Genomic DNA, 26,750 nt, shown 5'->3' with positions numbered 1-26,750 from the left:
CGCTCCAGGTCGCCATACATGGCGACCTCACGTGAATCCGTAGGGTGCGCATTCATGCGCACCGGGTTTTATAGCGTTACACCACTTTTAAAAATCGCCAACTCGCGAAAATCATTGGTTTCATTCCGCGCCGGTTGGCCATTGGCAATCGCCACAATCATATCGACGAAATCCGCCAGCATCTCCGCCATGCTCATGCCTTCAATTAAACGTCCGGCATTAAAATCGATCCAGTGCGGTTTTTTCTCGGCCAACTGCGTATTGGTGGCAATCTTCACCGTGGGTACAAACCCGCCATAGGGCGTGCCGCGCCCGGTAGTAAACAGCACCATATGACAACCTGCGCCCGCCAGCGCGCTGGTCGCCACCGCATCGTTACCCGGTGCACTCAACAGATTGAGTCCCGGCGTGTGCAAACGTTCGCCGTACTTCAACACTTCCACCACCTGGCTTTGGCCGGCTTTCTGCGTACAGCCGAGCGACTTCTCTTCCAGCGTCGTGATGCCGCCCGCTTTGTTGCCGGGCGATGGATTTTCGTAAATCGGTTGCTGATGATCGATAAAGTAACGCTTAAAGTCGTTGATCATCGCCACGGTTTTTTCGAAGGTGGCCTCATCGCGGCAGCGGCTCATCAGAATGCGCTCCGCACCAAACATTTCAGGCACTTCCGTCAGCACGGTCGTACCGCCGTTGGCAATCATCTGATCGGAGAAACAGCCCAGCATCGGATTGGCGGTGATGCCGGAAAAACCATCGGAACCGCCGCACTCCAGACCAAACTTCAGCTCGCTGAGTTTGCCTGGCTGACGTCGGTCTGCACGCATCACCTGGTAGAGCGCGTGCAGACGTTCCAGCCCCGCTTCCACTTCATCATCCTGCTTCTGACACTCCATAAACTGCACGCGATCGCTGTCGAAACCGCCAAGCGTGTCGCGGAATACATCAACCTGATTGTTCTCACAGCCAAGGCCAATCACCAGCACCGCACCGGCATTAGGATGGCGCACCATATTTTGCAGCATGGTGCGGGTGTTTTCATGATCCTGACCGAGCTGCGAGCAGCCGAACGGATGGCTGAACAGGTGTACGCCGTCAATACCTTCGGCATCATTGCTCTCTTTCATAAAGCGCGTGAGGATTTGCCGCGCGATTCCATTGACGCAACCAACGGTAGGCAGGATCCACAGCTCATTTCGTATCCCCACTTCGCCGCTGGCGCGACGGTAGATCTGTACCTCACGATCGCCCGCTTGTGGCGGCAATTCGAGGAACTCGGGCCGATAGTCGTACTCATCCACATCGCTCAGATTGGTGCGCGCATTGCTGGAGTGAATCATCTCTCCAGCAGCAATCGGCTGCGTAGCATGGGCAATCGGCAAGCCGTATTTGATCACCAGCGCCTCGTTGGGCAACGGCTGCAGAGCAAACTTATGGCCACGCCCAACGTCCTGTTGCAGGGTAATCAGTTGGTGATTGATTTCGACCTGGGTATTGGCGGGCAAATCGCGCAGCGCCACGGCAACGTTGTCGCGTGAATGTATTCTTATCGCATCTTGCATAGCGTTATCTCAGTTGGGTCAACGCCGTCCGCATCCCGTGGACGATGATGTTTTGCAGGTGTTGGCTTACTGCGGCCACTAATCCTGGCCGCTGGGTGAGATCTTCGCCCCAGTGATGAGCATCGCTAAGTACCGCGCGCACCAATTGTTCCGGGGTCTGTTTATCGTGCTGCACGGCGGGCCACAGCTCAGCGAAACGCTGCAGCCAGTGTTCGTCGTCCTGAAGCGGCCAGTGACGATCGCCCTCTTCACCGCGGTAAAACGCCAGCAGCGCGGCAAAGGCGAAGGTCAGGCGTGCAGGCCATTGCCCATTTTGCTGCTGCGCCAGCAACAGCTGCGGCAGCAAACGGGTGCGGAATTTGGTCATGCCGTTGAGTGCGATAGAGAGCAGCGCATGACGAATAAAGGGATTGCGGAAACGCCGCTGCACCGCATCAGCGAAGGCGTGCAGCTCATCGCGCGGCAGATCCAGCGTTGGGATCACCTCGTCACGCAGCAGGTCATCCACAAAGCCAGCAATCTGCGCGTCTTCCATCGCGTCACCCACGCTTTCCAGCCCGCACTGAAACGCCACCGGCACCAGCGCAGTATGTGCGCCGTTGAGGATCGCCACCTTCTGCGCTTTGTACGGCGTGATGTCATCCACCCGCTTCACTTCCGGCACCAGCGTGTTGAGCTTCAGCTCCTGCGCTAATGCGGCTGGCCCCTGAATCACAAATTGGTAATAGACTTCGCCCGCCACCAGATAGCGATCCTCATAGCCAAGCTGCGCCTCGATCGCCGCGCTGTCGGCGGGATAACCGGTAACAATGCGATCCACCAGCGTGTTGTAGAAAGCGCAGTGATCCCACACCCAGCGCGCAAACTCCGGCGGCAGCTGCCAATGTTTGATGTAGTGCAGCACCAACTCACGCAGCGTGTCGCCGTTATAGTCAATCAGCTCGCACGGCACGATAAGCCAGCCTTTATCGCTGGCACCGGCAAAGTGGTTAAAGCGCGTCCACAGCAGCTGCGTCAGCTTTCCGGGAAACGAGGATGCTGGCGCATCGTCCAGCCGATCCTGCTCAACAAAAACAATGCCGGCTTCGGTGGTATTAGAGAACACAAAACGCATCTGCGGCGCGCGGGCCAGCGCAAGGAAATCGTCAACCTGTTGATACGGCTGAATTTCACGATTCAGGCTGCGGATCAGGCGGGTTTCACTCACCTGTTCACCTGCCGCGTTGAGACCACGTATCAGCGTAGTGTATAAGCCATCTTGCTGATTCAACGTCTCTTTCACCACGCGGTTGCGGGGCCGTACCACCACCACGCCAGCATCCGTACCTTGATGCTGATTAAGCCAGTCGAGCTGCCAATCGATAAAGGCGCGCAAAAAGTTGCCTTCACCAAACTGAATAACGCGATCGCTATACTGCGCGCCCGGAAAATTGTGACGATTGAGTCGCTGCATCATCAGGCTCCCAGCTCAATGCCGAAGTAATCGCGCGCATTGTTAAAGCTGATGTTCTGTACCATCTGGCCTAATAACGCCTCGTCAGCGGGCGCTTCACCCCGCGCTACCCAGTTGCCGATCATTTGACACAGCAGGCGGCGGAAATATTCGTGGCGGGTGTAGGAGAGGAAACTGCGGCTGTCGGTTAACATGCCAACAAAGCGGCTCAGCAAACCAATTTGTGCCAGCTGCGTCATCTGACGCTGCATGCCATCCAGCTGATCGTTGAACCACCATGCCGAACCGAACTGCATCTTGCCCGGTTCGCCTTCGCCCTGGAAATTGCCCGCCATGGCGGCCAGTACTTCGTTGTCGCGCGGGTTGAGGCAATAGAGGATGGTTTTGGGCAGAGCATTCTGACGGTTTTGCGCATCCAGCAGGCGTGCCAGCGGCATCGCCAGCGGCGCATCATTAATCGAATCGAAGCCAACATCCGGACCGAGGATATCGAACTGGCGGCGATTGGCATTGCGCAGCGCGCCAATGTGGTACTGCTGCGCCCAGCCACGGCGTGCGTATTCGCTGCCAAGCCATACCAGCACAGCGGTTTTAAATTGCGCCGTTTCTTCTGCTGAAGGTGCAGCACCTTGCAGGCGACGTGCCAGAATGCCGTCCAGCGTGGCGTCATCGGCCTCGGCAAACACCACCACATCCAGCGCGTGATCGGAGATTTTGCAGCCATGGGCAGCGAAATGATCGAGCCGCTGACTCAGGGCGCGTCGTAAATCGTCAAAGCGTTGCACGCTAACATCCGCCACTTGTTCAAGGCGCTGAATCCATGGCAGGAAGCTCTCCAGCTCAATGTTGAACGCCTTGTCCGGACGCCAGCTCGGCAGCACTTTCACGTTAAAACGGCTGTCTTCAGCCACCGTGCGGTGATGCTGCAAGTCATCAAGCGGGTCATCTGTGGTGCCGACCATCTTTACGTTCATCTGCTGCATGATGCCGCGCGCGCTAAACGCGTCCTGCGCCAGCAATTCATTGCATTGCTGCCAGATACGCTCGGCGCTCTGTTCATTTAGCAGTACATCGGTAATGCCGAAAGGACGACGCAGTTCGAGGTGCGTCCAGTGATAAAGCGGATTGCCGATGGTATGCGGCACGGTGCGCGCCCAGGCAGCAAATTTATCCCGGTCGCTGGCATCACCGGTGCAGAGCGCTTCCGCGACGCCGTTGGCTCGCATCGCACGCCATTTGTAGTGATCGCCTTTTAACCAGATGTCATAGAGGTTGCTGAAGCGGTAATTTTCGGCAATTTGCTGCGGCGGCAAGTGGCAGTGATAGTCAAAAATCGGCTGATCTTTTGCGTAGTCATGGTACAGACGACGGGCGAACTCGGTGTCGAGAAGGAAATCTTCACTCATAAAACGCGACATACCTGCTTCCTCATTTTGGAGCCATCCGGCTTTTCACTAAAAGTTATCATACCAATTTAAGCAGCCGGAAAAATTGTTTGCGATCTCACTCACAATAATCACTGTTTTACTGTGGACATATGGACATTCTTGTTGCGGATATTGTGTTAAATGGCTGTTTTATCGATCTTTCACGCTAACACACACTACTGACATGGTTTATGTGATGGCATTCAACTTTTCAAGATGTATAACAAGTTAACCTCTCGCTCCGTTGTAAACGAACTTATGGCACAGGCAAGGAACTGCGGGGGTGAGAAGTACGTTTCACACTATCCCGCTCCAGATAACTACAGCGGCAAACCGCAACGACAAACTGGACGAGGTTAATAATGCGTAAGATCAAAGGGCTACGTTGGTACATGATTGGGCTGGTGACGCTGGGCACCGTGCTCGGTTACCTGACGCGCAATACCATTGCCGTTGCGGCGCCGACGCTGGAAACCCAGCTGGGCATTACCACCCAGCAATATTCCTACATCGTGGCTGCCTATTCGGCGTGCTACACCATCATGCAGCCGGTGGCCGGTTATGTGCTGGACATGCTCGGCACCAAAATCGGCTATGCAGTCTTTGCCATACTGTGGGCGATCTTTTGTGCCGCGACGGCGATGGCCGGCAGCTGGGGCGGTTTTGCCCTGGCGCGCGGTGCCGTGGGCGCAGCCGAAGCCGCAATGATTCCCGCAGGCCTGAAAGCCAGCAGCGAATGGTTCCCCGCCAAAGAGCGTTCGGTCGCGGTGGGCTATTTCAACGTAGGATCGTCAATTGGTGCGATGCTGGCGCCCCCGCTAGTGGTATGGGCGATCGTGGCACACAGCTGGCAAATGGCATTTATCATCACCGGCGTGCTGAGTATGGTGTGGGCGCTCTGCTGGCTGGTGTTTTACAAACATCCTAAGCAGCAAACCAAGCTGAGCGATGAGGAGCGCCACTACATCATTGCAGGACAAGAGTTGCAGCATCAAACCGGCAACAACAAGAAAATGTCGGCCCGCCAGATCCTGCGCAACCGTCAGTTTTGGGGCATCGCGTTGCCGCGTTTCCTCGCCGAACCGGCCTGGGGAACGTTTAACGCGTGGATTCCGCTGTTTATGTTCAAAGTTTATGGCTTCAACCTGAAAGAGATCGCCATGTTTGCGTGGATGCCGATGCTGTTCGCCGATCTTGGCTGCATCGTTGGCGGTTATCTGCCGCCGCTGTTCCAGCGCTGGTTTGGCGTCAATCTGATCGTTTCGCGCAAGCTGGTGGTTACGATGGGCGCGGTATTGATGATTGCGCCAGGCACCATCGGTTTATTCACCAGTCCATATGTAGCAATTGCACTGCTGTGCGTGGGTGGCTTCGCTCACCAGGCGCTCTCTGGCGCATTGATCACCCTCTCTTCTGATGTATTTGGCCGTAACGAAGTCGCCACTGCCAACGGATTGACCGGCATGGCGGCATGGACGGCGAGCACCATGTTTGCCCTGGTGGTGGGCGCGCTGGCCGATACGCTGGGCTTCAGCCCCCTGTTCGCGGCGCTGGCGGTGTTTGATCTGTTAGGTGCGGTTGTCATTTGGACGGTACTGAAAAACCAACCGGTTTCCGAGCTGGATGAGCAACCTACCGGACAGGCAGCGCCGGCACGCTCCTGATCTCTTCGGGCTGGCGCAGGCCAGCCCATTTCCTCTACGCGGCTGAAGTGGTATAACAACTCAACTTTGATCCCACAGCGGACCCCGTAATGGACCTGACCGAATCCCGTCGCCTGTATCAACAGCTCGCCAGTGAACTCAAACGCCGCATAGAAGCCGGTGACTACGCCGTTGGCGATAAGCTGCCTGCAGAACGTCTGATCGCCGAAGAGATGCAGGTAAGCCGTACCGTGGTGCGTGAAGCGATCATCATGCTGGAAGTGGAAGGTTACGTGGAGGTGCGCAAAGGCTCCGGCATTCATGTCATGAGCAACCAGCAGCAGAACCGCGTGATGACATCCAGCCAGCTGGAGTTTGCCAATTTCGGTCCGTTCGAGTTATTACAGGCGCGCCAGCTGATTGAGAGCAACGTTGCCGAGTTTGCCGCCACCCAGGTGACGCGTCAGGATATTGTGGCGCTGATGGCGATTCAGGAAAAAGCGCGTCAGGAAGATCATTCACGTGACTCAGCATGGGATATGGAATTCCACGTGCGCATTGCGCAATCGACGCAGAATAGCGCGCTTGCCGCCATCGTCGAGAAGATGTGGCTACATCGTTTACACAACCCCTACTGGCTCAAGCTGCACGAACACATTGATGCCAAAAATATCACCAGCTGGTGTGACGATCACGACCAGATTCTAAAAGCACTGATTCGCAAAGATCCCGCCGCCAGCAAGCTGGCAATGTGGCAACATCTGGAAAATACTAAACAGATGCTGTTTAACGCGACGACCGACGATTTTGAATTTAATGTCGACCGTTACATGTTTGCGGAAAATCCGGTCATCCTGCCTGAAGCTAGCGATACGCCGCGCTAAATCTGCTGGTTTTTCCGGCATTTCGCCGCTGAAAAGTCAGTTAGTCTGCAATAGTGTCAGCTCATGTAAAGCTCCTTTGGACCCTCTGCGTGTAAAGGTAAAACTCCTGTGCTGCAGGCACTTTCCCCTGTCTGGATAACGTTATTTTTGTTACAGTTATCGCCCTTTTATTACCCTTTGCGACAGGGCTTTTAAAAGTCGCTGATTTAACAATCAATTCTGGAAGGATCCGGAAACTCCTGCTCAGGCTGCTTATCTAACAATGTATAAACAATGCCAGTCTGCGCCTAAGCCCCTCACGGGCACGATTAACAATGATGTTCAGGAATGATTGATGGATATTTTGCAAGCATTGCTGCATGCCTTATGGCAGCAGGATTACGAAATGCTCTCCGACCCAACATTGGTTTGGGCCATTTATGGCGTGCTGTTTATGATTCTGTTTCTGGAAAATGGGCTGCTACCCGCCGCCTTTCTACCCGGCGACAGTTTGCTCATTCTGGTTGGGGTGCTGATTGCTAAAGGCACCATGGGCTTCCCGCTTACCATTCTGATTTTAACTACCGGCGCTAGCCTCGGATGCTGGGTGAGCTACATTCAGGGCCGATGGCTGGGCAATACGCCCACCGTGCAAAACTGGCTTTCGCATCTGCCGGCGCAATACCACCAGCGCGCACATAGCCTGTTCCATCGCCACGGTTTATCGGCTTTGCTGATTGGTCGCTTTATCGCCTTCGTGCGCACCTTGCTGCCGACCATCGCCGGGCTCTCAGGCCTGAGCAATGCACGCTTCCAGTTTTTTAACTGGGTGAGCGGATTCTTATGGGTGCTGATTCTTACCGTATTAGGCTTCGCGCTGGGTAAAACCCCGATTTTCCGGCGTTATGAAGATGAATTGATGTTGTGCCTGATGCTGCTGCCGCTAGTGCTACTGGTCGTTGGTCTGGTCGGTTCGTTAGTGGTGCTTTGGCGCAAACGTCAGTCAACTCGTAACGGGAATCCATAATCATGTTCAAATTTAATGGATTCCCAAGGCGCTTCCTGCCTTGGGCGCTGGGTGGCGCGCTGGCGCTGCTGGTTGTCTGTTCTGTCCCAACGCTGATGCAGCACGAAACCGTGGTTAAAATCCGCGTGGCAAACAACGGCACCAATCTGCCAGATGGTTTCTATCTTTATCAGCAACTTTCGGCACAAGGCGTGCGTATCAAAAGTATTACGCCTTCTGGCGATGCGTTGGTCATTCATTTTGAGAATGAAGAGCAGAGCCTGGCAGCGCAGAAAGTGCTGAAACGCCTGTTACCACAAGGGTTCGTCGTGGCTGCTGGGCCGCAGGCTTCGCAGCAATACCCTGACGCAAATCGGCCAACGTATAGTTAATCGTCACCGCCTGACAATAAGCCAGGCGGTGAGTCAATCCTCGCTATCCCCGCGTCTTCTTTGAATTTTTTCGTCTGCTGTCTATCCTTAGAGGTAGCGTAAGCCTAAGACATGCTGGGAAGCTTCTCCTGTCTGCTCTCAGGCAGGTCATCAACAATGGAAGGTCACTACCTGATGAAACATCAATTACTGCTAGGTGCTATTCTTTTCTCACTCTCGGGTTCGCTGCTGGCGGCTGAATCGCTCTGTCAGCAAAAAGAGCAGGATATCCAGCACGAAATCGATATGGCGAAGCAGCATAACAACCAGCGCCGTGTCACCGGGCTGGAACGCGCTTTAACCGAAGTGCGTGCAGGCTGCACCGACGAGAAACTGAAATCTGCGCATAGCGAACGCATCACGGCGCAGAAACACAAGGTTGCTGAGCGTGAACGTGAGCTTAAGGAAGAGCGTCAGGACGGCGACAAAGACAAAATTGAGAAGCGCGAGCGTAAGCTTGAAGAAGCCCAGCACGAATTGAAAAAGCTTGAAGCAGAACCTTATTAATCGGACTTAACTCAATGCTGTAAAAGGAGATTTCCATGGCTAAAGAATCAACATCTGAACATCTGCGCGCTGAATTGAAAAATCTGGCTGATACCTTGGAAGAAGTGCTGAGCAGCTCAGCGGACAAATCCAAAGGTGAGCTGGATAAACTGCGTCACAAAGCGCGCGGCGCTATCGAAAGCTCCCGTGAACGCCTTGGCGATTCTGGCGAACGTATTGCACAAACCACGCGTGAAGCGGCGGAAAAGGCGGATGAATACGTACGCGATAATCCATGGCACGGCGTCGGTATCGGCGCGGCGGTAGGTATTTTAATCGGCATTTTAATCTCACGGCGTTAATGATGAGTGATAGTCAGCAAAGCCACGGCCCCGGCAAAGGGGTCTTTAACATTGGGCAGCGGATAGTTACCACACTGGTGAGCATGGCCGAGACACGCGTCCGTCTCGCCATCGTGGAACTGGAAGAGGAAAAGGCAAACCTGATTCAGATGCTGATGATGGTGGGCCTTACCATGCTGTTTACTGCTTTCGGACTTATGAGCCTGATGGTGCTGATCATCTGGGCGGTGGATGCACAATATCGCCTGATGGCGATTGCCATTACCACCGGCGTGCTGTTTGCGTTGGCGCTGATTTTCGGCTTATGGACGCTCTATAAATCGCGTCAGTCAACGCTGTTGCGCCATACGCGTAAAGAGCTGGATACCGATCGTAAATTGCTGGAGGAGCATCGCTCATGAGCCGCCGCGAACGTGAAGCTCGCATTCACGAGCTGCTAAATCAGGTGCAGCAGCAGCGGCTCGACCTCAGTGCCGATAGCCGCGACTGGCTAACCAGTACCGCACAGTACGATCGTGGCTGGCTAACGCTTATCGGCATGCGCCGCTATCTGGCGATTGGCAGCAGTGCATTGGCGATTTGGTCGATTCGCAGCCCCAACCGTCTCCTGCGCTGGGCCAAACGTGGCTTCGGCGTCTGGAGCACGTGGCGCATGATTAAATCGACGTTAAATACACGCTAATTCCTCTCTCTAAAACCGGATCGGATTGATTCGGTTTCGTTCCCTCAAATTTCCTGAATAACACTGACAGTTTATCTCGCTTACAACTCTTTCAAGCTGCGATTATCATCTCCCTCCATCAACCCAGTGAACTGAAATAAGCGGTTCAACGGGATTCAAAACCCGCAGGCCAACAACCTGCAACAAAAACCTTGTTGGAGTAGATGATGAAAAAATTCGAAGACTCAGGCCTGCTGGTAGCACGCGTATTAATGACCATTCTGTTTATCACCGCAGGCTGGGGCAAAATCACCGGTTACGCCGGTACCGCGCAGTATATGCAATCCATGGGCGTCCCGAGCTTCATGCTGCCGCTGGTTATTTTGCTTGAGTTCGGTGGCGGCCTGGCAATCCTGTTCGGTTTCCTGACGCGCTTTACCGCGCTGTTCACCGCAGGCTTCACTCTGCTGACCGCGTTCCTGTTCCACAGCAACTTCGCTGAAGGTGTTAACCAGCTGATGTTCATGAAGAACCTCTCCATCGCTGGTGGTTTCCTGGTGTTGGGTCTGGTAGGTCCAGGCGCTTACAGCATTGACCGCCTGATTCGTCAGCGCGTCCAACCGGCGACCGCACGCTAAGCAGCACAAGCGTCACAGAGCACATATACTCAATTGCAGGGGCGGGGATTTTCCTCGCCCTCTTTTTTATGGAGGGCTTATGGGACAGCTGATTGACGGTGTCTGGCATGACACCTGGTACGACACGAAGTCAACCGGAGGCCGCTTCAAACGCACAGAAGCCGTTTGGCGCAACTGGATTACAGCCGATGGCAGCGCCGGCCCAACCGGTAAAGCGGGCTTCGCCGCCGAACGCGATCGCTATCATCTCTATGTCTCACTCGCCTGTCCGTGGGCGCACCGCACGCTGTTGATGCGCCAGCTTAAAGGATTGGAAGAGATGATTTCGGTTTCAGTGGTGCATCCGCTGATGCTGGAAAACGGCTGGACTTTCGACGATGACTTCCCCGACGCCACCGGCGACTCGCTGTATCAAAATGAGTTTCTCTATCAGCTTTATCTGCACGCCGACGCGCAATACACCGGACGCGTCACCGTACCAGTGCTGTGGGACAAAACGCAGCACACCATCGTTAGCAATGAATCCGCCGATATCATACGCATGCTGAATAGCGCGTTTGATGCGCAAGGCGCACGCGCCGGTGATTACTATCCACCGGCACTGCGCGACAAGATCGATGAACTGAACGGCTGGATTTACGATACCGTGAACAACGGCGTGTACAAGAGCGGCTTTGCCACTTCACAGGCGGCTTACGATGAGTCGGTGACGTCACTGTTCCACTCACTGGCGCGCCTGGAGCAAATTCTTGGCCAGCATCGTTATCTCACCGGCGACAAGCTTACCGAAGCCGATCTGCGACTCTGGACCACGTTAGTGCGCTTCGATCCGGTGTACGTTACCCATTTCAAGTGTGACCGCCATCGCATCAGCGATTACCGTAATCTCAGCGGTTTCCTGCGAGACATTTACCAAATGCCTGGCATTGCCGATACGGTCAATCTGCCGCATATCCGCCATCACTACTATTGCAGCCACAAAACCATCAACCCAAGCGGCGTAATTTCGCTGGGCCCGGCGTTTGACTGGGACGAGCCGCACGGGCGCGGCTGATGCCCTTTTCCTTCTCCCGCTTGCGGGAGAAGTTTCGGATGAGCGGAACGGCTTCACCGATTTCCCCCAAGAGAAACAGGCAATCATCAGGCAGAATCAGACTCACTCCTTCATCCCTTCACTGGCTACAGTTAAACGACTCTCACCGTAAACTGGAGCGACTATGAAAACCTACGGTTATGCTGCACTGAGCGCTGATGCGCCGTTAACCCCGTTCGCCTTTGAACGCCGCGCGCTGCGCAATAACGATGTGGCTATCGAAATTGTCTACTCGGGCGTCTGCCACAGCGATCTACATCAGGCAAGGAATGACTGGCAAGAGTGGGGACCGACCGTTTACCCACTGGTGCCAGGACATGAAATCATTGGGCGCGTTATTGATGTCGGCAGCGACGTTCAACGCTACACAACAGGACAATGGGTGGCGGTGGGTACTATTGTCGATAGCTGCCAGATATGCGATCAGTGTCGCCGTCATGAAGAGCAGATGTGCCGCGAATTCCCGACGGTGACCTATAACGGTCGCGATCGCCTCACTGGCGACATCACTTATGGCGGCTATGCCAAACATGTGGTGGTGCGAGAGGAATTTGTCCTCAATCTGCCGGAGGGACTCGATCCTGCTCGCGCCGCGCCGTTATTGTGCGCCGGTATCACCGTATACTCGCCATTACGTACCTGGAACGTCGGGCCGGGATCGCGCGTCGGCGTAGTGGGCATTGGCGGATTGGGGCATCTGGCGGTGCGACTTGCCGCCGGCCTTGGTGCGGAGGTGACAGTAATCACCCGCAGCGCGGGCAAGGCCGAAGAAGCACATCAACTCGGTGCTGAACATGTGCTGCTTTCAACCTCGGACGAGGCAATGCAGCAGGCAGCATCCTCATTTGACGTGATCATCGATACCATTCCGACCCGCCACGATGTCTCGCCTTATGTACAGCTGCTGGATGTGGAAGGCGCATTGGTGATTGTTGGTGCGCTCGGCAATATGGAGGCATTCAGCTCGTTGCCGCTGATTATGGGGCGTCGCCGCATTACCGGTTCGCCGTCCGGTGGCATTGCCGAAACGCAGGAGATGCTGGATTTCTGCGCGCGTAAAAACATCCATCCGGATTGCGAAATCATTAATATGCAGCAGATTAATGATGCGTTTGAACGCATGGAACGCGGTGATGTGAAGTATCGCTTTGTGATTGATATGGCCTCATTAACCGCGGCCTGATAAGCGTCTACTATCAGCCGGTGCATCCGGCTGGTATTAGCGCACCGCCATCGCCAGATTCCCTGTCCCCGCCAGCAGCTGCGCTTTGTCCCTAATCGGGGTGGCGCCAAACATGCGCTTATATTCACGATGAAATTGCGTCACGCTCTCATAGCCGACGCGAATCGCCGCGCTTGATGCATCGATCTCTTCCGCAATCAGCAAACGGCGCGCTTCATACAGCCGTAAATGCTTCTGAAATTGCAGCGGGCTCATGGTGGTCATGCGTCGGAAATGGTGATGGAGCGTCGATACCCCCATTCCTGCCCGCTGTGCCAGCGCCTCGACGCTCAACGGTTGCACATAATTTTCTCGTAACCAGTTAATGGCAATCGAGACGCGCTGGCTACTGGTTCCGGTTAAAACGGTCTCACGAAATACGCTGCCCGCTTCACTGGTTAAGATGCGATAAAGAATTTCGCGCTGAATGAGATCGCTGACATAACTGCTGTTGTGTGATGAATCATGATTAGCGAGATAGCGCAGCACCGCATTCAGCAAAGAACAATCTGCCGCGCCCAACGACATGCCGGTATTCTGCGGATTCACACGGCTGCCGTGCTGCTCCATATCGGCGATCACTTCGCGCGCCAGTGGCAAATCCAGCGTGATGAGTAGCGACAGAAACGGTTCTTCCGCACTCGCCTGCGGCACTTCGGCAATGGTAGGCAAATTAACGGCGGTAAGAAAAAAGCGCGACTCATTATAAGTGTAAGTTGTATCACCAAGTGACACGCGCTTTTCACCCTGAATAATTAGCGAAAGACTGGGTTCATAAATATAGGACATTGGTGGAGTGGGCTCATGCAACTCCGCCATCATCATCCCAGGAAAAGGCTTCACAATATTGGGCCGGCTCCCGGTGTACGTCTGCAAGCGAGCGGCAATCTCGCGACGCAACGCTGCGGTTTGCTGGCGCAGGGCGTTTGGCCAGCGATCAATCGGCTGAAGATGCATGCTATTTTCACCTGTGACGAAACAGAGCGGAATGATCGCTAGCCTAAACTATCCCGCCCCGTATGTTGAGGTGGATTGTGCGCCGGTAAGTTATTATGCGAACTTAATTAGCACCATACCGATTAATAACAGTGCCACACCCAGCCAACCCGTGCGGCTCAGTCGCTGGCCGAATAAAATCCAACCCGCCGCTACCGTAGCAACTAATCCCAATCCGCCCCACAGCGCGTAGGCGACGGTCAGGTCGATGCCTTTCACCGCCTGCGCCAGCGCGCTAAACGCCGCCAGCACGGCAACCAGCGATAACACGCCATAAAGGGGACGGCGGAAGCCATTGGAGTATTTCAGAAAGATATTGGCGACAATCTCCAGCCCGATCGCCAGCGCCAACCATGCGATATGCAGCCCATTAAACGTTGCCATGGCGCAGCTCCTTACGACTCAGCGTGCCCGTTTTAATCAAGACGATGCCAGCGATTAATGTCAAAAGCCCGACGACTTTCACCGCAGATAAAGCTTCCTCGAATAGCAGCACGCTAAACAGCGTAATGAACAGAATACCTACGCCTTCCCACATGGCATACGCCACGCCAAGCGCAATACGCTTAATGGCAAAAGAGAGGAGAATATATGAGAGTGCAATCATCACCAGCATAAAAATATAACCGGCATTGCCACCGTTAACGCTGGCCCATTTCATTGAGACAGTACCGATAATTTCCGCGGCGATCGCCAGCGCTAATAAAATCCAATACAACATGATTTCTCTCCTGAACGAGAAATAAACGCCGTCCACGCCAAAAATAAGCGTGTTAGCAAAGTTAAATTAAAAAATCAGAAAAGGAGAGAACGGAACTATAGCGCGAAGCGCCAGTGCTGATCGCAGATTGGGCAGTTTGACTCAGGAAAAGAAGAAGAGATAAAAGTGTTAATTGGCGCAAACATTTTGTCCATAAAATTACAACTTATCCACGTTGTTGCTTCTCGTCAGTGTGGATTAAATTTGTCCTCAGTAGTTAAACACCCGCATATTCTGGCATAGCCGTAATAATGTTTTGCGAGATTTTCATTTCTTTACGTGGGAGAGACTACGTAATTTTCGCGCATTAATACCCTCACCCTAGCCCTCTCCCATTGGGAGAGGGAACCGTTGGTGGCAGTCTGACAGCTCGCGCGATCGGTCCCCAGAAAACACAAAACCCGCCGAAGCGGGTTTTGTGTTGAAAAAAGTCGAAACTGACCGATAAGCCGGGTTCTGTCGTGGACAGTCATTCATCTAGGCCAGCAATCGCTCACTGGCTCAAGCAGCCTACCCGGGTTCAGTACGGGCCGTACCTTGTGAACCCCTATTTGGCCTTGCTCCGGGTGGAGTTTACCGTGCCACGAACTGTTGCCAGCCGCGCGGTGCGCTCTTACCGCACCCTTTCACCCTTACCTGATCCCATTACTGGGCCATCGGCGGTTTGCTCTCTGTTGCACTGGTCGTAGGCTTGCGCCCCCCAGGCGTTACCTGGCACCCTGCCCTATGGAGCCCGGACTTTCCTCCCCTTTGCCCGTCTCCCCCCGAAAGAGGACGACGACAAAGCGGCGACTGTCTGGTCAGCTTCGGCGCGGGATAATAGGCGATCCGCCGCCGTTTGTCACGCCTCTTGCTGATCCAGCGCGTACTTATAGAGCGCGTTCTTCTTAACGCCATGAATTTCCGCCGTCAGCGCAGCAGCTTTCTTTAACGGCAGCTCTTTTTGCAGCAGCGCCAGAGTACGCAGCGCTTCAGCGGGTAGCGCTTCTTCATCCGCTTTATGGCCTTCAACAATCAGCACCATCTCGCCCTTGCGACGGTTTTCATCTTCCAGCACCCACGCCAACAGCTCGCCCACCGGCGCACCGTGCAATGACTCCCAGGTTTTGGTCAACTCGCGCGCCAGCACCACGTAACGTTCGGCACCCCACACGCTGACCATATCCTGCAGGCTATCAATCAGGCGATGGGTGGATTCGTAGAAAATCAGCGTACGCGTCTCTTCACCCAGCGCGCGCAGCACATCACAGCGCCCTTTGCTTTTGGCCGGCAGAAACCCTTCGTAACAGAAACGATCGGACGGTAATCCCGCCGCGCTTAATGCTGTGATCGCCGCGCAGGCGCCTGGCAACGGCACCACGCGCACGCCGGCTTCTCGGCAGCGACGCACCAAATGGTAGCCCGGATCGTTGATCAACGGCGTGCCCGCATCGGAGACCAGCGCAATGCTCTGGCCCTCTTGCAGCCTGGCTAACAGCACCTCGGCTTTCTGCTGTTCGTTGTGGTCGTGAAGTGCGAAGAGTCGCGCATTGATGGCGAAATGTTGTAGCAACAGCCCGGTATGACGTGTATCTTCCGCTGCGACTAGATCGACGCTTGAGAGCACCGTCAACGCTCGTTGAGTGATATCACCCAGGTTACCGATCGGGGTAGGAACGATATAGAGCGTGCTGGCAGAAATCTCTGCCCGATCGAGTTGTTTCATTGTTTCATCCGAATTGCCGATTTAATATTGAGCATCTTGAAAAAAACATCACTGGATACAGTATGCTTCCTTCAAAAGTCGTACGTCATAAAGCAGGACGCTTAGTACCTGTTCTTCTCGCTGGGCTGATTTTAGCCGCTTGTAGTGGTCAGGGACCGCAACAAACCTCTAACGTCAATATTCAGGGTCCTGCGACTGGCCGGTCTGACTATTATCTGCAACAGGTGCAGCAAAGCAGCGATGATAGCAAGACCGACTGGCAATTACTTGCCATCCGTGCCCTGTTGAAGGAAGGAAAATATCCACAGGCCGCCGATCAGCTGAAACAACTACCGCAACAGCTCAGTGATGTGCAACAGCAAGAACTGCTGCTGCTGCGTGCGCAGATGCAGATTGGTCAGCAGGATTTCGGTGGCGCGCAACAGTTACTTGGCCAGGTGAAAACCGGCGATCTGTCGCAGGATCAACAAGTGCGCTACTACGCGCTGCAAATTGCCGCAGCGCAGAATCGTCCATCGCTCGCGCTGCTGCGCGCCTATATTGCACAGGAACCGCTGCTCAAAGCGGCCGATCATCAAAGCAATATCGATGCCACCTGGCAAGCGCTGACGCAGATGACCCAAGATCAGATCAGCAGTCTGGTGATCAATGCGGATGAAAATACGCTGCAAGGCTGGCTGGATCTGCTGAACACCTGGCGGGCCAATAGCCAGGATCCGCAAATGCTGAAAGCCGCAATAAAGGACTGGCAGACGCGATATCCGCAGAACCCAGGCGCAAAAACGCTGCCAACCCAGCTGAGCCAGGTGCAGAATTTCACCAAAGCCTCCACCAACACCATTGCGTTGCTGCTGCCACTTAACGGCCAGGCGCAGGTATTTGCGAGCGCGATTCAGAAAGGCTTTACGGATGCGCGTAACGGCGTGCTGAATGCTCCGGCACCACAAGCAGCGCCCGCGCCTGCTGCGGCCGATAATAATGCCCAACCGGCTACAGACGCGAATGCCGAGGCGAATAGCGTGGTGAGCCCGGCGATGGCGGGTAACACACCGCAGCAAACGGAACAGCCGCAACCCGCCGCTCAACCGGCAGCAGCCCAGGGCGACAGCAGCGCGCAGGTGAAAGTGTATGACACCAGCAGCCAGCCCATTGCCCAGGTCATGCAGCAGGCCCAGCAGGATGGTGCCACGCTGGTGGTTGGCCCCCTGCTCAAAAACGACGTGGAACAAGTGGTGAACAGCCAAACAGCGCTTAACGTATTGGCGCTGAATGAGCCGGAACAGATCCAGAACCATCCGAATATTTGTTATTTTGCGCTTTCTCCTGAAGACGAAGCGCGCGATGCCGCGCACCATATCTACGAGCAGGGTAAACGTCAGCCCTTGCTGTTGGTACCGCGCAGCAGTTATGGCGATCGCATCAGCAAAGCCTTTGCGCAAGAGTGGCAAAAGCTGGGGGGGTCAACCGTGCTGCAGCAGCGTTTTGGCGGCGTCGCGGAGTTGAAGCAAGGCATCAACAGCGGTGCGGGTATTGCGTTAAGCGGCACTCCGCTGAACGTCGAGCCTGATCAATCACAGAGCGTAGCGATTGCCGGCCTGACGATTCCTGCGCCACAAACCAGCACACCGGCGCCTGTGGCGGATACCAGCGGCGGCAGCGTTGATGCTGTCTATATTGTCGCCAGTCAGGATGAGCTGCAGCTGATCAAGCCAATGATTGCGATGCGCACCAGCAGCCGCAGCAATACTGCACTTTACGCCAGCTCGCGCAGTGCCCAGGCTGGCGCTGGCCCGGATTTCCGTCTGGAGATGGATGGCCTGCAGTTCAGTGATATTCCGCTGCTGTCTGGCAATAATCCTGGCCTGATGCAGCAGGCGGCAAAGTCGTTTAACAACGACTATTCGCTGGTTCGCCTTTACGCGATGGGCATTGATGCCTGGACGCTGGCGAATCACTTTAACCAGATGCGTCAGGTGCCAGGCTTTGCCATTGATGGCAACACCGGCAAGCTGAACGCAGACGCGGATTGCGTGATCAACAGGAAGTTGGCATGGAACCAGTATCGTCAGGGACAGATCGTTCCGGTGCAGTAAATCGTCAGCGCATTGGCGCTGAGCAGGAACAACTGGCGCGCCGCTATCTGGAGCGCGCCGGGCTGCAGTGGTTCGCTAGCAATGTGCGCTGTCGCGGCGGGGAAATTGACCTGATTATGCGCGATGCCGATTGTTGGGTATTTGTTGAAGTGCGCTATCGGCGCGATGCGCGCTACGGCGGAGCCGCCGCCAGCGTGACGCGCCAGAAACAACAAAAGTTGCTGCGTGCTGCCGCGCTCTGGTTGCTGGCTCGCGGCGGCAGTTTTGATACGGTGAATTGCCGTTTTGACATCATTGCCATTACCGGGCGTGAGCTGGAGTGGCTACCCGATGCCTTTAATGCCGATGGATAGAACCAGGTGGTCTTGTGCAGGACAGAATTAAAGCGTGTTTTACCGAGAGTATTCAGACACAAATCGCCGCAGCCGAAGCGCTGCCCGATGCGATTTCTCGTGCGGCGATGACGCTGGTGCAGTCGCTGCTGAACGGTAACAAAATCCTGAGCTGCGGTAACGGTGCGTCATCCGCCAACGCGCAGCATTTTGCCGCCAGCATGATTAACCGTTTTGAGACGGAGCGCCCAAGCCTGCCGGCGCTGGCGCTGAGTGCGGATAATGTCATGCTGACAGCGATTGGTAACGATCGTCTGCATGACGAAATTTACGCCAAGCAGGTTCGAGCGCTTGGGCAGGCTGGCGATGTGCTGCTGGCCATTTCTACCCGTGGTAACACCCGCGATATTGTCAAAGCGGTTGAAGCTGCGGTTACTCGCGATATGACCATCGTTGCGCTAACCGGCCATGACGGCGGCGAGCTGGCGGGCCTGCTCGGTCCGCATGATGTGGAAATTCGCATTCCATCACATCGCAGTGCTCGCATTCAGGAAATGCATATGCTGACCCTGAACTGCCTGTGCGATTTGATTGATAACACTTTATTCCCACACCAGGAATGACTGAAGGAGCTCAAATGAAAGCATTGAACGCTGTCGCCATTCTATTAACCGCCATGCTGCTGCAAGGCTGTGTCGCCGTGGTTGCTGGCAGTGCCGCCGTGGCCACGAAAACCGCCACCGACCCGCGCACCGTGGGCACGCAGGTGGATGACGGGACGCTGGAGCTGCGCGTAACTAACGCACTGGCAAAAGATGAACAAATCAAAAGCCAGGCGCGCGTAGTGGTGACAGCCTATCAGGGCAAAGTGCTGCTGACGGGTCAGTCTCCAACGCCGGATCTGGCAAGCCGAGCTAAACAGATTGCAATGGGCGTGGATGGCGCCACCGAGGTGTATAACGAAATCCGTAGCGGCCAGAAAGTCAGCTTCGGCACCTCGTCGTCAGATACCTGGATCACCACCAAAATTCGCTCGCAGCTGCTGGGCAGCGATAAGGTGAAATCCTCTAACGTGAAAGTGACCACAGAGAACGGTGAAGTGTTCCTGCTGGGTCTGGTAACGCCAGAAGAAGCGAAGGCGGCGGCCGATGTTGCCAGCCGTGTGAGCGGCGTGAAGCACGTCACTACGGCGTTCACGATTCTCAAGTAAGCGTTAAAGCACATCATCAGGGCGACTTCGGTCGCCCTTTTTTATGCCGGAAGATCAATCACCAGCGCGCGCAGCGGCGTTCTGGCTTGCAGGCTGATGTGGTGTTCATCACTGAGAAACGCGCCATCACCGCAGCTGAGCGGCTGCTGCTGCGCGCTACTCGCCTGCACATCCAGCGAACCATGAATCGACTGCAAATAAGCGCGCGGCCCGTGCAATTTCACCGTATGCTGCTCGCCCGGCGCTAATGTCACCTGATGTACCCACACTTGCTGGCGTAGCTGCAGGCTGCCATCCACGCCATCGGGCGACGCAATCAGCACGCTGGTTTTTTGCGGTAACTCGCGCTTTTGTAACAGCGGATTTTCACGTTCTGGACATGCCGCTAACCACAGCTGCATGCGGGTTAACGGGCGATCTTTACTGATGTTGATTTCACTGTAATTCACGCCCGGGCGCGTAGAGAGCAGCATCGCTTCGCCTTCCCGGGCGATAAGATGATTGCCTTCGCTATCGCGATACTCTGCTTCACCCTGCAACACCAGATTGAGCACATCAACCTGCGGATAGCTGCGCGGCTGGAAGGCGGCGCCCGGTGCCAGGATTTCCTGGTTAAGCACGCGCAACGAAGCATAGCCCATCAGTTTTGGGTCAAAATAGTGGCCAAACGAGAAGCTGTAACGCGCCTGCAACCAACCGAAATCGGCCTGGCCACATGCGGACGCGCAGCGGGTTGTCATCATGATAATCCTCCGAGGCGCTGCGGTGAGATTCGACCGCAGGCTTAATAGGATCATGGTAAAAGTCTGGACGCCGGATTGTAAGCCAGTTAATCTGCCTGGCATGTTCAAATTTACTGACAGAGAATCGGGATGGCAAAAGACCGCGCGTTAACCCTGGAAGCTTTACGTGTGATGGATGCTATTGACCGTCGTGGCAGTTTTGCCGCCGCGGCCGATGAACTGGGTCGCGTCCCTTCCGCGCTGAGCTACACCATGCAGAAGCTGGAAGAGGAGCTGGATGTGGTGCTGTTTGACCGCTCCGGCCACCGCACCAAGTTCACCAACGTGGGACGTATGCTGCTGGAGCGCGGTCGCGTACTGCTGGAAGCGGCCGATAAACTCACCACCGATGCTGAAGCGCTGGCGCGCGGTTGGGAGACGCATCTCACCATCGTTGCCGAAGCGTTGGTTCCTACCGAACGTCTGTTTCCGCTGGTGGATAAGCTGTCAGAAAAAGCCAATACCCAGATTTCGCTGATCACCGAAGTATTAGCGGGCGCCTGGGAGCGCCTGGAACAGGGGCGCGCAGATATTGTTATCGCCCCGGATCTGCATTTTCGCGCCTCAACCGAGATCAACACCCGCAAGCTCTACAGCGTTATGAGTGTGTATGTTGCCAGCCCGGATCACCCGATTCATCAGGAAGCCGAGCCGCTGTCAGAAGTGACGCGCGTGAAATACCGCGGCATTGCGGTGGCAGACACTGCGCGTGAACGCCCGGTACTCACGGTACAGCTGCTGGATAAACAGCAGCGTCTAACGGTAAGCAACATGGATGACAAACGCCGCGCGCTGTTGGCGGGTTTGGGCGTTGCCACCATGCCGTATCCGATGGTGGAACAAGATATCGCAGAAGGCCGTTTACGCGTGGTGAGCGCGGAATATACGCGCGAAGTAGACATCATTATGGCGTGGCGCCGCGACAGCATGGGCGAGGCGAAATCATGGTGTTTGCGTGAGATTCCGAGATTATTGGCGAAGCGCGGGTAGGATTGCACGTCGCGCGGTTTTGTAGGGTCGGCATTTATGCCGACCGGGTCAAACGCCGCATAACCATCACAACCGGCTCAAACAATCGATCGCCACCGCTTTAAAGCTGACAAAATCCGCGCAATCGCGTAGCCGCGTTGTCGCCCTTTCACGCAGGAAAGTGACGAACAGATCGTAAATCGCCATCGCCTCTTCGTATTCACTCTTACTGATGGCCAGCAGGAAAATCACCGACGCCGTCTCTTCGCCCCAGCTAACGCCGTGCGGCGCCAGCACCGTATACACCACGGTTTTCTTTGCCAGCAACCCCAGTGAGTGCGGCAGCGCGATGCCTTCGCCAAGCAGCGTGCTGACAATCGCTTCACGCTCCTCAACCGACGGATTGAAATCCGCATCAACATAGCCTTCGCTCTCCAGCTGCTGACACAGTAAACGGAACAGATCCGCCTGCGCCATGGGCTTATCCAGCACCATAAAGTGCTGCGCGTCGAAGTACTTCTCCAGCATGTAGGGCCGCGTACGATCCACCAGCACCAGCTTGCCTACCTGCTCCAGCTGGAATTCGGTGGGGAAAGGCGACATCACGGCAATCGGCTTGTTCTTCTCGTTTAACCGCGCGGTAGAAATCACGAAATCTTCGTCGATTTGCTCTCGTAGCTCGTAATCACGCTGCGACAGCCGCGCCGTTACCACCAGCTGGGGGTATTTACGTAGCAACAGCGCTTCAATCATGCGCAGCGTCGAGTTACCGCTGTCACACACCAGCAGCACCTGCGGATGGCGCTGATAGCCAACGTCATAATGCCTCTCCAGCCCGACGCCGATGTGCAGCACCAGAAAACCGATCTCGTTCTCACTGATGGTGTAAGGCGTGTATTTGCCCCAGCTGGTGACTGCCGCCAGCGTCACATCGTAGGCCATGGGATAGTGCTGTTTGATGTTACTTAACAGCGGATTAGGTATGTGGATTTGGTAGCGCACCCGGGTGATCATGGTTTTGATATGGGTGAGCAGATCGGCGCGCAGCTGCTCATCGTGCTGCAGCCGGTAGTTGTAATGGGTGTTGATGTAATTCAGCAGGTAATCGACCAGCGCATCAGCATCATCGGCATTGATGGTGCTGGGTGCCAGCGCCTGAATTTGACGCGCGGCGATGTTAACGCGCAGCCAGTTCTCTTCCGCCTGCGAAATTGGCTTGCCGACCAGCGGACGCATCAGATTAACCAGATCGTGAGCCGCCTCGCGCACCTCATCGCCCACATCTTCCGCACCCGGATCGTTGAGGGGAAAGCCTTCGCTGATACGTCGCACCGCCACCGCGCAGTAAATTTGCAGATAGCGATCGCCTTCATCGCTGAGACGAATCGCGTGCTGGGCAAAGCACTGTTGCAGCAAGGGCTCAAGCTGCGCCAGAATGCCGCTGTGTAGCGCCTCCACCGTCAGCAGCGGGCTGTCCGGCGTTTCCTGATCAATCTGCCACAGCAAATCGGTTAAGCAGGTGCGGATCGCCGCCTCGCTGCCAAACAGCTTCATGCCGTAATGCGGTTTGGTTTCGATATTGAGGTGATAGCGGCCGAGCCATTCGCGAACGATCGCCATATCGCTTTGCAGCGTGGCGCGACTGACAAACCACTCCTCCGATAGATCTTCCAGCTTGATGGAATAAGCGGCGGTGAGAAACCGCGTCAGCAGGTAGCGCACGCGTTCCTGCGAGGTGCGCGGCACGCGCAGCGGCGTGGCGCTCTCTTCCTGCAGCCGGCCAAAGCGCGCCGCATCATCAATTTTGAGTTGATATCCCGCGCCGCGCGCCAGCACAAACTGCGCGCCGTGCTGCTCCAGCAGCGCGTTCAGCGCGGTGATATCGGTGCGCACCGTGCGCGTCGAAACGGAAAAGCGGCGTGCCAGCTCATCCTGCGGCAGCGTTTCATTTTGCAGCGCAGCGAAAAGCTGGGTCAGACGCTGATTGGGAAATCTCACGGAGCTCACCTGTTACTCATTTGTTACAGCAGTTTCTTGCACGTTGCCAGAAGCTGACGCACGTCGTCAATGCGCGTGTCGCCGCTTGCGCTATCAATAATCGAACTGTAGACGTGCGGGATCACTTTGCTTACGCCTGCATCGAGCGCAATACGTACAATCTCTTCGAAGTTGTTAAGATCGATGCCGCCGGTTGGCTCCAGCCAGAAGTCGTGACGCGCACAGGCTTCCGCCACCGCGCGATACTCATTCACCGCCTTCAGGCCGCCCATTGGGAAGTATTTCACCGAGCTGCCGCCCATGTCCTGCAGCATGGCGATGGCGCTGTCGATCGGCACAATCGCGTCGGCGTTCTTTGAGCTGCGCGGTCCGGTGGAGATTTTCACCATGCCAGGCGTGCCGGTAGGTGAAATCAATCCATTTACCACGGTTTGGCTCTGGCCGAGCAGTGCGCGGCTGGTCGCCACGCCGGTGAACACCTGATTAACGTGCTGCGGCTGCAGCACCGCCGAGATTTCGCTCACCATCGTCGACTGATTGGGATCGCCCGCGCCCAGCCCAACCGACAGCGCGTTGTCGATCAGCGCCGCATACTCACGCATATCGGCAATCGCGTCTTCATTACTGGCATAGTTTTTCGATAACACGCCGACCAAAACATGGCCTTCGGCCGCCTGCCAAATTTCTTTGGCATTCTGTTTGGAACCGGCCAGTACGTTAAGGCACAGGCGATCCTGATAAAAATTCGGGTTCAGACTCATGCGCGTTTTCCTCCGCTGATCAACGCCTGGATAGCGCTAAAGATGATGTGCAGCTGATCGGCGCTGACGCTGCGCACATCGGCTTCGATAATGCCTTCGTTGGCTTTGTAGCCACGGAAATAGATGGCGATGTCGCCGGTTTTCAGCGCCTGTACCAGCTCGCCGGTCGGCCAGCCGGTGACCGCTTCATCGAACTTGATTTCGGCACGCGCAATATCGCGCCCTGCCGCATCCCACACCACGCGCGCGCTCACGCCGTTCAGCGTGTTGAGGTTGTCGATAAACGGCGTCATGTTAGCCACCATCTCGGCACCGCTGGTTTTTGGCTGTACCAGATAGTTTTCAATTGCCTGCGTCAGGCCGAGGATGCCCTCTTTGCCGACTTTCATCGCGCGGCCAATGCCGTTGCTTTGACGTTTCACCCACTCAACGTACTGCGTGCGGCCAATCACCAGACCGCTGGTTGGCCCTTCAATCGCCTTGGCACCGCTGTAAATCACTAAATCAGCGCCCATTTGGTAATAGCACTGCAAATCTTCTTCAGCTGCGGCATCCACAATCAGGGGAATACCGTGTTTGCGCGCCACGACGGCCGCCTGCTCAACGCTCAGATGGCTTTTCTGCACGCAGTGGTGCGATTTGATATACATCAGTGCCGCGGTGGTGGGCGTGATCGCCGCCGCCAGCTGCTCTGGCGAACATTCGTTGCTGTAGCCCGCTTCGATCAGGCGACCACCACCCAGCGCCACCATGGTGCCGACCGGTGCGCCGAAGTTCACGTTGTGCCCTTTTGGCACCACGATATCGTGCGGTACGTTGAGCGGCGCGGCGTGCAGATTTTCCAGCAGCCAGTCGTTGTCTTTAACGATCACCGCCGCCACGCTCTGCGCGATGCCCGCCGAGGCGCAGGACACCACTACTGCGCTTTCCACGTCCAGCAATGTGGCGATGTAAGCGCCGGTCTTGTTGACCAGATCTTTCATCTCGAAATAGTGATTCAGACCGTAGCTCACGGTGTCTACCACATCCGCGGACGGCGTGGACACGCCTAAAATCGTCATGCGGCCCGAGGCGTTTATGACCTTTTTCAGGTCATATTTTTCATAAATCGAAGACATGATTGGCTTTCCCTTCATCAGTCAGATGCCAGTGACCGCCGATAACTACGGCCTGCGGCAGCAAATGTTGTTCACCCAAAACCTGGTCGCCTTCAGCATCGACGAACGAGCGGGTTTCCTCTTTGACGGTAAAAATGGTCAGGTCGGCGTCATAACCTTCGGTTAAACGCCCTTTGCCCGCCAGACGCAGGCCAGCGGCGGCATTGGCGGTGACGCACGCAATAACTTGCGGCAGCGTCATGCCAATACTGAAGAATTTCGACATCACGTGCGCCAGGCTATGCACCGGTCCGTTGAGGCGGTTGCGACAATAAATGTCGGAGCTGATGGTGTCAGGCAGAATGCCCTGCGCGATCGCCTCGCGTGCCACTGCAAAACTGAAGCTGGCGCTGCCGTGACCGATATCCAGCTTCACGCCGCGCGCGATGGCATTTTTCACTGCGGCTTTGAGCTCGCCCTGCGGAGACAAGATGCGGTTCGGTTTGCCGTTGAAGCAGTGCGTGATGATGTCGCCGGAGGTCAGCAGATCGGCGATCTCCTCCAGCACCGGCGGATTGTTACCGATGTGCACCATCAGCGGCAGATTACCTGCTGCCTGCTGAATGGCTTTGGCGCGCACCAGCGGCTGAATGCCGTTTTCGCCCACTACGCTGCTGCTCATGCGCGCTTTCAGGCCAACGATAAAGTCGGGACGGCGTTTTACCGCCTGCACCACCGCATCGCCATCGATCTGCGCCATATCGGCCAGCTCGTTTTGCGTCACAATGCCGGTGCGGGAAATGTTAATCAGCGCGCGAACTTCGGTGGTTGCCGTACGCGTGAGCTGATAGAAGTCGTCGATGTCATCCGCGCCGGTGCTGCCCGCATCAACCACCGTGGTGACGCCTTGCGCCATACCAATGCTATCGGCTTCATCGTGATAAATCGGGGATTTGGGATAACAGTGCACGTGGCTATCAATCCAGCCAGCGCTCACGTAGAAGCGCCCCGCCAAATCGCGCTCCTGCTGCGCCGTGCCATTCACTTCACCGACGGCGGCAATTTTGCCGTGCTGGATGGCGATATCCACCAGCTGTTCGTCGCACAGACGTGCGCGGCGCAGAATCAGATCAAACATGCTCACTCCTTTACTGCGATTTTTCAGGTGCGCATGAATGCGCACCCAACATGTAGGGTCGCCAT

At 55.7% G+C, this 26,750-nt stretch carries 28 protein-coding genes and 1 other RNA gene; 16 read left to right on the top strand and 13 right to left on the bottom strand.

What is annotated here, in order from left to right:
* Positions 1-68: 68 nt before the first annotated feature.
* The 3 genes from ACIP6T_RS17910 to uxaC are packed head-to-tail and all read right to left on the bottom strand — an operon-like array spanning position 69 to position 4,430.
* Entirely contained in the window at positions 69-1,559 is a 1,491-nt protein-coding gene (locus tag ACIP6T_RS17910) for a UxaA family hydrolase (RefSeq protein WP_400458241.1), read from the bottom strand.
* Between the two features lie 4 nt (positions 1,560-1,563).
* A complete protein-coding gene (locus tag ACIP6T_RS17905; protein ID WP_400458562.1) occupies positions 1,564-3,012 on the bottom strand; it encodes a tagaturonate reductase in 1,449 nt (482 codons plus the stop codon).
* Between the two features lie 2 nt (positions 3,013-3,014).
* Positions 3,015-4,430: a glucuronate isomerase gene (gene uxaC / locus ACIP6T_RS17900; RefSeq protein ID WP_400458240.1), complete on the bottom strand. Its 1,416-nt coding sequence runs from the start codon at positions 4,428-4,430 to the stop codon at positions 3,015-3,017.
* Positions 4,431-4,801: 371 nt separating this feature from the next.
* Here uxaC and ACIP6T_RS17895 point away from each other — a divergent pair, with 371 nt between their 5' ends.
* From ACIP6T_RS17895 to ACIP6T_RS17845, 11 genes are all read left to right on the top strand, one after another.
* Positions 4,802-6,103, top strand: coding sequence for an MFS transporter (locus ACIP6T_RS17895; RefSeq protein WP_400458239.1), 1,302 nt, complete (start codon positions 4,802-4,804; stop codon positions 6,101-6,103).
* 89 nt (positions 6,104-6,192) lie between these two features.
* Positions 6,193-6,966 carry a transcriptional regulator ExuR gene (exuR, locus tag ACIP6T_RS17890; protein ID WP_097095937.1) on the top strand — a complete coding sequence of 258 codons (774 nt, stop codon included), beginning with the start codon at positions 6,193-6,195 and terminating at the stop codon, positions 6,964-6,966.
* Positions 6,967-7,300: 334 nt separating this feature from the next.
* The gene (locus tag ACIP6T_RS17885; protein WP_097095936.1) at positions 7,301-7,972 is read left to right on the top strand and encodes a DedA family protein; all 672 of its coding nucleotides are present in this window, start codon (positions 7,301-7,303) and stop codon (positions 7,970-7,972) included.
* Positions 7,973-7,974: 2 nt separating this feature from the next.
* Positions 7,975-8,343 (top strand): EnvZ/OmpR regulon moderator MzrA, encoded by a 369-nt coding sequence (mzrA, locus tag ACIP6T_RS17880; protein ID WP_097095935.1) that lies wholly within the window; start codon positions 7,975-7,977, stop codon positions 8,341-8,343.
* Between the two features lie 174 nt (positions 8,344-8,517).
* Positions 8,518-8,889, top strand: coding sequence for a DUF1090 domain-containing protein (locus ACIP6T_RS17875; protein ID WP_141400238.1), 372 nt, complete (start codon positions 8,518-8,520; stop codon positions 8,887-8,889).
* 35 nt (positions 8,890-8,924) lie between these two features.
* The gene (locus ACIP6T_RS17870) at positions 8,925-9,230 is read left to right on the top strand and encodes a YqjD family protein (RefSeq protein ID WP_008103512.1); all 306 of its coding nucleotides are present in this window, start codon (positions 8,925-8,927) and stop codon (positions 9,228-9,230) included.
* A gap of 2 nt (positions 9,231-9,232) precedes the next feature.
* Positions 9,233-9,631 carry a phage holin family protein gene (locus tag ACIP6T_RS17865; protein WP_176519205.1) on the top strand — a complete coding sequence of 133 codons (399 nt, stop codon included), beginning with the start codon at positions 9,233-9,235 and terminating at the stop codon, positions 9,629-9,631.
* Complete coding sequence (locus tag ACIP6T_RS17860) at positions 9,628-9,912, top strand: YqjK-like family protein (protein WP_097095932.1); 285 nt, start codon at positions 9,628-9,630, stop codon at positions 9,910-9,912. Before ACIP6T_RS17865 ends, ACIP6T_RS17860 begins: the two co-directional genes overlap by 4 nt.
* Positions 9,913-10,118: 206 nt before the next feature.
* On the top strand, positions 10,119-10,529 hold the full coding sequence (locus tag ACIP6T_RS17855; protein WP_097095931.1) for a DoxX family protein: 411 nt from the start codon (positions 10,119-10,121) through the stop codon (positions 10,527-10,529).
* Between the two features lie 79 nt (positions 10,530-10,608).
* Positions 10,609-11,583, top strand: coding sequence for a glutathione S-transferase family protein (locus ACIP6T_RS17850; protein ID WP_097095930.1), 975 nt, complete (start codon positions 10,609-10,611; stop codon positions 11,581-11,583).
* A 163-nt stretch (positions 11,584-11,746) separates the two neighbouring features.
* On the top strand, positions 11,747-12,805 hold the full coding sequence (locus tag ACIP6T_RS17845) for an NAD(P)-dependent alcohol dehydrogenase (RefSeq protein ID WP_097095929.1): 1,059 nt from the start codon (positions 11,747-11,749) through the stop codon (positions 12,803-12,805).
* A gap of 36 nt (positions 12,806-12,841) precedes the next feature.
* Here ACIP6T_RS17845 and ACIP6T_RS17840 read toward each other — a convergent pair whose 3' ends face one another.
* The 5 genes from ACIP6T_RS17840 to rsmI all read right to left on the bottom strand — a co-directional run bounded on the left by ACIP6T_RS17840 (position 12,842) and on the right by rsmI (position 16,305).
* A complete protein-coding gene (locus ACIP6T_RS17840; protein WP_345828204.1) occupies positions 12,842-13,801 on the bottom strand; it encodes an AraC family transcriptional regulator in 960 nt (319 codons plus the stop codon).
* A 93-nt stretch (positions 13,802-13,894) separates the two neighbouring features.
* Entirely contained in the window at positions 13,895-14,224 is a 330-nt protein-coding gene (gene mdtI / locus ACIP6T_RS17835) for a multidrug/spermidine efflux SMR transporter subunit MdtI (protein WP_097095927.1), read from the bottom strand.
* A complete protein-coding gene (mdtJ, locus tag ACIP6T_RS17830; protein WP_097095926.1) occupies positions 14,211-14,561 on the bottom strand; it encodes a multidrug/spermidine efflux SMR transporter subunit MdtJ in 351 nt (116 codons plus the stop codon). Before mdtJ ends, mdtI begins: the two co-directional genes overlap by 14 nt.
* A 468-nt stretch (positions 14,562-15,029) precedes the next feature.
* Positions 15,030-15,408: RNase P RNA component class A (gene rnpB, locus ACIP6T_RS17825), an RNA gene on the bottom strand.
* 33 nt (positions 15,409-15,441) lie between these two features.
* Positions 15,442-16,305 (bottom strand): 16S rRNA (cytidine(1402)-2'-O)-methyltransferase, encoded by an 864-nt coding sequence (rsmI, locus tag ACIP6T_RS17820; protein WP_345828202.1) that lies wholly within the window; start codon positions 16,303-16,305, stop codon positions 15,442-15,444.
* A 62-nt stretch (positions 16,306-16,367) separates the two neighbouring features.
* On the opposite strand from rsmI, the gene ACIP6T_RS17815 reads away from it, so the two are divergent.
* The 4 genes from ACIP6T_RS17815 to dolP are packed head-to-tail and all read left to right on the top strand — an operon-like array spanning position 16,368 to position 19,940.
* A complete protein-coding gene (locus tag ACIP6T_RS17815) occupies positions 16,368-18,398 on the top strand; it encodes a penicillin-binding protein activator (protein WP_400458238.1) in 2,031 nt (676 codons plus the stop codon).
* Positions 18,356-18,751, top strand: a complete 396-nt coding sequence (locus tag ACIP6T_RS17810) for a YraN family protein (protein ID WP_345828198.1) — start codon at positions 18,356-18,358, stop codon at positions 18,749-18,751. Before ACIP6T_RS17815 ends, ACIP6T_RS17810 begins: the two co-directional genes overlap by 43 nt.
* Positions 18,752-18,765: 14 nt before the next feature.
* Positions 18,766-19,353, top strand: coding sequence for a DnaA initiator-associating protein DiaA (diaA, locus tag ACIP6T_RS17805; protein ID WP_007890352.1), 588 nt, complete (start codon positions 18,766-18,768; stop codon positions 19,351-19,353).
* Positions 19,354-19,367: 14 nt separating this feature from the next.
* Entirely contained in the window at positions 19,368-19,940 is a 573-nt protein-coding gene (gene dolP / locus ACIP6T_RS17800) for a division/outer membrane stress-associated lipid-binding lipoprotein (RefSeq protein ID WP_400458237.1), read from the top strand.
* Between the two features lie 41 nt (positions 19,941-19,981).
* On the opposite strand, the gene ACIP6T_RS17795 is transcribed toward dolP, so the two are convergent.
* Positions 19,982-20,683 carry a pirin family protein gene (locus ACIP6T_RS17795; RefSeq protein ID WP_097095921.1) on the bottom strand — a complete coding sequence of 234 codons (702 nt, stop codon included), beginning with the start codon at positions 20,681-20,683 and terminating at the stop codon, positions 19,982-19,984.
* Positions 20,684-20,812: 129 nt separating this feature from the next.
* Here ACIP6T_RS17795 and ACIP6T_RS17790 point away from each other — a divergent pair, with 129 nt between their 5' ends.
* Positions 20,813-21,712: a LysR family transcriptional regulator gene (locus ACIP6T_RS17790; RefSeq protein WP_400458236.1), complete on the top strand. Its 900-nt coding sequence runs from the start codon at positions 20,813-20,815 to the stop codon at positions 21,710-21,712.
* Positions 21,713-21,778: 66 nt separating this feature from the next.
* Here ACIP6T_RS17790 and ACIP6T_RS17785 read toward each other — a convergent pair whose 3' ends face one another.
* The 4 genes from ACIP6T_RS17785 to ACIP6T_RS17770 are packed head-to-tail and all read right to left on the bottom strand — an operon-like array spanning position 21,779 to position 26,685.
* Positions 21,779-23,689 carry a BglG family transcription antiterminator gene (locus ACIP6T_RS17785; RefSeq protein WP_400458235.1) on the bottom strand — a complete coding sequence of 637 codons (1,911 nt, stop codon included), beginning with the start codon at positions 23,687-23,689 and terminating at the stop codon, positions 21,779-21,781.
* A 23-nt stretch (positions 23,690-23,712) separates the two neighbouring features.
* Positions 23,713-24,450 (bottom strand): KDGP aldolase family protein, encoded by a 738-nt coding sequence (locus ACIP6T_RS17780; protein ID WP_400458234.1) that lies wholly within the window; start codon positions 24,448-24,450, stop codon positions 23,713-23,715.
* Entirely contained in the window at positions 24,447-25,568 is a 1,122-nt protein-coding gene (locus ACIP6T_RS17775) for a DgaE family pyridoxal phosphate-dependent ammonia lyase (RefSeq protein WP_400458233.1), read from the bottom strand. Before ACIP6T_RS17775 ends, ACIP6T_RS17780 begins: the two co-directional genes overlap by 4 nt.
* Entirely contained in the window at positions 25,552-26,685 is a 1,134-nt protein-coding gene (locus ACIP6T_RS17770; RefSeq protein ID WP_400458232.1) for an amidohydrolase/deacetylase family metallohydrolase, read from the bottom strand. The genes ACIP6T_RS17775 and ACIP6T_RS17770 overlap by 17 nt, the downstream gene beginning before the upstream one ends.
* Between the last annotated feature and the right edge of the window lie 65 nt (positions 26,686-26,750).

The sequence above is a fragment of the Pantoea sp. NPDC088449 genome (assembly GCF_044753225.1).
GTDB lineage: Bacteria > Pseudomonadota > Gammaproteobacteria > Enterobacterales > Enterobacteriaceae > Pantoea > Pantoea floridensis.
The sequence above is the reverse complement of the archived record's forward strand: the minus strand, read 5'-3'. Positions and strand labels throughout refer to the sequence as shown.